General features: G+C 68.0%; 4 protein-coding genes and 1 pseudogene. 4 read left to right on the top strand and 1 reads right to left on the bottom strand.

Annotation, left to right across the window (positions count from 1 at the left end; all coding sequences use genetic code 11):
- Positions 1-966 (bottom strand): annotated as a pseudogene (locus tag FE811_RS25870) (peptidoglycan-binding protein); the annotation flags it as partial.
- Positions 967-1,486: 520 nt separating this feature from the next.
- Here FE811_RS25870 and FE811_RS25865 point away from each other — a divergent pair.
- The 4 genes from FE811_RS25865 to FE811_RS25850 all read left to right on the top strand — a co-directional run bounded on the left by FE811_RS25865 (position 1,487) and on the right by FE811_RS25850 (position 4,479).
- Positions 1,487-2,014 carry a molybdopterin-dependent oxidoreductase gene (locus FE811_RS25865; protein ID WP_140849363.1) on the top strand — a complete coding sequence of 176 codons (528 nt, stop codon included), beginning with the start codon at positions 1,487-1,489 and terminating at the stop codon, positions 2,012-2,014.
- Complete coding sequence (locus tag FE811_RS25860; protein ID WP_140849361.1) at positions 2,014-3,438, top strand: sensor histidine kinase KdpD; 1,425 nt, start codon at positions 2,014-2,016, stop codon at positions 3,436-3,438. Before FE811_RS25865 ends, FE811_RS25860 begins: the two co-directional genes overlap by 1 nt.
- Positions 3,392-4,030 (top strand): response regulator transcription factor, encoded by a 639-nt coding sequence (locus FE811_RS25855; protein ID WP_036759453.1) that lies wholly within the window; start codon positions 3,392-3,394, stop codon positions 4,028-4,030. The genes FE811_RS25860 and FE811_RS25855 overlap by 47 nt, the downstream gene beginning before the upstream one ends.
- 107 nt (positions 4,031-4,137) lie before the next feature.
- Positions 4,138-4,479, top strand: a complete 342-nt coding sequence (locus tag FE811_RS25850) for a zinc ribbon domain-containing protein YjdM (protein WP_036759455.1) — start codon at positions 4,138-4,140, stop codon at positions 4,477-4,479.
- The last annotated feature ends 191 nt before the right edge of the window (positions 4,480-4,670 follow it).

Here is a 4,670-nt window from a genome sequence, read left to right as displayed (position 1 = left end):
CGTCGGGTCGGGGCGCAATTCGGCCAGCCTGTTTTGCGCGGCCTGGGCAAACTCGCCCTGCGGATAGCGGGCCAGGTAGTCCTGATAGGCGGCGACGGTATTGGCCGCCGCGGCATCGGCCCACAGATCGCGGTCCGACTGCACCGCCCCCAGCGCATCGAGCCGCGCCTTGGCCGCCGCCGAGTAGAGCCCGCCGGGGTAGCGGTCGAGATAGCCGCGATAGGCTGCCGCCGTATCCTCGGCCGCGGCCTTGGCCCAAAGGTCGCGGTCGGCGTCCAGCGGCCCGGCCGGGGCATCGGCGTCCGGGCCGGCCGCGACCAGAACCAGCTGCGCATCGCCGCCCTCGGCCATCGCCAGCCGGTCGTCTGCGCCGACCACATCGCCGACCGAGGTGCCGGGCTTGAGCAGCGCCGCCGCCGCCGCGCTGGTCGCCGCGGGCGGCCCCGAGATCACCGTCACCCCCTTGGGCGGGGTCAGCGGGCCGATGCCGTTCTCCAGCCCGGCCGCATGTTCCATTTCCCCCTCGTCCGAGCCGAGCAGCAGCACCGCGCCCGGCTTCGCCTGCTTCATCAGGTCCAGCACCATGGACAGCGGCACGCCCTGCGAGCCGGCGCCGACCAGGTCGGGCTTGTCGGCATCGGTGCCCATATACCAGCTGTCGCTGCCGCCATGCAGGAAGCGGCCGTTCAGCAGCACGATGCGCGCGCCGGGGGAATCGTCGGGCCGGAGCAGGTCGGCCAGCGCCTGGCGCACGTCCTGGACCACCAGGTCGGCCCCGGCCACGGTGCGGAACCCGGCCGCCTTCATCGCGGCAGAGGCGGCGCCGGCATCGGCATCGGCCAGTTCCGGCGCGTTCTGGTAGCGCGCATTGGCGATCACCACGCCGCGGTTCTCGGCCAGGGCCGGTCCCGCCGCAAGCAGGGCGGCCAGAAAGAGCGACAGGTGACGCATGGCTTTCTCCTTCATCGCGATGCTTCCTGGCCATAAGCGCCGGGCAGCGGAATCGTTCCCGGTTAGCCGCGGCGACCCAAGCCGGCAAGCGGGGCGCGGACACATGGGCGCGAGCGCCCGGCGCTTTCGGCAGGGCTTTGCCGAAGCAGGCCGCCGGATCGGCGGCGGGCCGGGGGAAGGAACCGGAAGCGGGCACCGGGGATTGCGGGACCGGATGCCATGGGTGCATCCGCCGGGCGCGGGCGGACCCCGCGGATGGGACGCCACCGCAACGGCGCAGCGTGGACGGGCAGGGGAGGCGCGGCCATTCCCCTGTTTTGGGGAATGGTGCCCCCCAGCCGCCAGTGCCAGAATGACCTGCGTCCGATCGGGCCGCGCGATTGTCGCGAAATCCCCTCTCACGTCCCGAGGACAGGCGGTTTATCGTAGCGAGTAATCGGCCCTTCGGCCGAAGGTAACGAAACGGCATGCGCGAGCTATACCCCGGTTCGCGCATGTCCTACCCACCGCTGTTTCTTGTCGGAGAGAGGACCAGATGCGTCGCGCGATGGAGACCGTCCTGAGCAGAAGAGACCTTGTCCTGTTCGGATCAATGGCGGCCCTGGCGGCCGTTCTGCCCGCCCCGCGGCTTTTCGCCCGCCCGGCCGGGGCGATGCTGACGATCACCGAACCCTCGGGCAGGGTAAGGCAGCTCGAGGCCGAGGACATTGCCGCGCTACCCTGGCAGCAGCTCATCACGCAGACCCCCTGGACCGATGGCAAGCAGCAGTTCCGCGGCCCCTTCCTTCGCGACGTGCTGACCAGCGGCGGGATGACGCGGTCGGAACTGGCCGGGCGCAAGCTTCTGATGAAGGCGCTGAACGATTACGGCATCGTGCTTCCGGCCGACGATGCCTGGGATTACGAGCCCGTCCTGGCGCGCGAGATGAACGGCAAGCCCATGCGGGTGCGCGACAAGGGACCGCTCTGGCTGGTCTATCCGCGCGACCAGCGGCCGGACCTGCAGCTTGCCGTCATGGACGAACGCTGGATCTGGCAGCTGTTCGAGATCACCTTCCTCTGATGCGCCTGCGCGGTTCCCATTTCGCGCTCCTGACGATTGCCAGCTTTGTCCTGCTGTTCGTCTATTCCCTGTTCCAGCTGGTCAATATCGACCGCGCCTTTCGCGAAGAGATCGTCGAGCGCAACCTCTGGGCCGCGAACCAGGCGGATCGCGAGGCGCAGAACCTGATGCTGACCCTTTACCGCGTCAGCCTGGACCGGGATGTCGAGGACGTGCTGCTGCGCTTCGAGATCCTCTACAGCCGCATCGCGCTGATGGCGGACCGGCCGCAGATCGACTATCTGCGCGCGATCGGCGCGGACGATCTGGTTTTCCAGGCCAAGAGCCTGCTGGAAGAACTGGACGGGGCCTTCATGGCCGAGGATTTCGACGCCACCGATCTGGAGGTGCTGACGCCGCGCGTCGCCGTGCTTTCCTCGGTCCTGCGCGAGATCACCAACATCACCGCGCTGGACGAAAGGATCGACCGCCACGTCCGCCGCGAAGCCCTGTTGCAGATCATGCAATTGCTGCTGCTGGCCGTCGGCGGCGCCTTCCTGACCGGGGTGGTCATGGCCGGCCTTTTGTGGCGCAACATGCGCCGCTCCATGCGCGCGCAGGCGGAACTGCAAGCCCATCGCGCGGAACTGGAAAGGACGGTCGCCGCGCGCACGACCGAGCTGCAGGAGGCGCTGGAGGTCGAGCGCAGGGCCAAGGAGGTCTATCGCAGCTTCATCGTCACCGTCTCGCACCAGTTCCGCACGCCGGTTTCCATCATCCACATGATCGCGCAAAGACAGCTGCGCGGCGAGGAAACGCCGCTTTCGGAAACGCTCAGGCGCAAGTTCAGCCGGATTCTGGACGCGGCGGAACGGCTTGAACGGTTGCTGAGCGGCTTTCTCGCCTCGGCCAGCGTCGAGGGCAAGGACATCGCGCTTTCTCGCCGCCTCGTCGATTTCAACGAGATCGCCCGGATCGCCGCCGAGCAGACCCGGCAAGCCAACCCGGACCGGGTGCTGGAGGTCGCCCTGTCGGACATGCCGCTGCTGGCGGATGCCGATCCCGTGCTGCTGGAGCAGGTGGCGCTGAACCTGCTGTCCAATGCGATGAAATATTCCGAAGCGCCGGCGCCGGTCCGGCTGGATACATGGCGCGACGGCGACCGGATCTTCTGCCGCGTCAGGGATCGCGGCGCGGGCATCCCGTCGGCGGCGCAGGGCGCGGTTTTCGACCGGTTCTATCGCGCACCGAATGTTCACCGATTGCCCGGAGTCGGGGTTGGCCTGAGCCTGGTTCGTGATATTGTCGCGCTGCACGGCGGCGAGGTCACGTTCACCTCGCGCCTGGGTGAGGGGTCGGAGTTCGTTGTCGCCGTGCCTGCCAAGGGGGATCACGTCGATGAATCGGGAGCGCGGGCCGGCGACCATTCTTTGTGTCGAGGATGAGCTGTTCATCCTCGAGGAATTGCAGGAGGAACTCGCGTCCAGGGGCTACAGGGTTCTGACCGCGCGCAACGGCGACGAGGCCGAGGCCATCCTGTCCCGAAGCCGGCCCGACATCGTGCTGTGCGACGTCATGCTGCCGGGCCGCAGCGGCTTCGAGCTGCTGAACGATCTGCGCGCCTCGGGCAGGCTGGCGGAAAGGACCGCCTTCATCTTCCTGACCGCGCTGTCGGATCGCGAGCCGCATCTGGCGGGGCTGCGTGCCGGGGCGGACGATTACCTGACCAAGCCGATCGACCTGGACCTGCTGCATCTCAAGATCGAGAACACCTTGGCCTTCGCGCAGCGGCTTCGCGAAGGCATGGTTCCCGCGGGCGAGCCGCTGGACGTGCGGCTTTCCCGGCGCGAGGAGCAGGTCTTGTCCTTGCTGGGGCAGGGCGAGCGGACCGGGGCCATCGCCTCGCGGCTGGCGATTTCCGAGCATACGGTCAGCCATTATATCAAGGAGCTCTACCGCAAGCTCGGCATCAACAACCGCGCCGATGCCGCCCGCGTGGCGATCTCGCTGGGGCTCGGCACCACGAGCAAGGTCTAGCCGCCGCGCAGGCAAGGGCCCTCGGCCCGCCGGCTGCGGCGGAACGCCCCGGAATGGCGCAGTTTTCGCGATGGCCAAGGGCAGGCCCCAGGGCTAGAGTGGCGCCCATGACCCAGAGCCTGCCGCCGTGCCCCGAATGTTCCTCCACCTATGCCTATCAGGTGGATGCCCTGCTTGTCTGCCCCGAATGCGGGCATGAATGGTCCCAGGACGCGGGATCCGAGCCCGCCGACGAGGTGCGCGACAGCGTCGGCAACGTCCTGAAGGACGGCGACACGGTGACGGTGATCAAGGATCTGAAGGTCAAGGGATCGTCCTCGGTGGTCAAGGTCGGCACCAAGGTGCGCGGCATCCGCCTGGTCGAGGGCGATCACGACATCGATTGCCGGATTCCGGGCATCGGGCAGATGGGCCTGAAATCGCAATTCGTGAAGAAGGTCTCGGAATAGCCCGCCTGGGGCCGCGGAACCGCGGCTGCCGCCGGCCATGCGGAACGAAAAAGGGCAGGGCGATCGCCCATGCCCTTTCTCCATCCCGAGGCGTGCCGTTCCGGCTTTCTCCGTTCGGCAAATACTCTCGGGGGTGAATTGCGGCTTTGCCGCAAGAGGGGGCAGACAGCCCCCTCCCTTCGCGGGCGTCA

The organism is Paracoccus sp. FO-3 (assembly GCF_006386455.1).
Classification (GTDB): domain Bacteria; phylum Pseudomonadota; class Alphaproteobacteria; order Rhodobacterales; family Rhodobacteraceae; genus Paracoccus; species Paracoccus versutus.
This window is presented reverse-complemented; position numbering and strand designations above follow the sequence as displayed.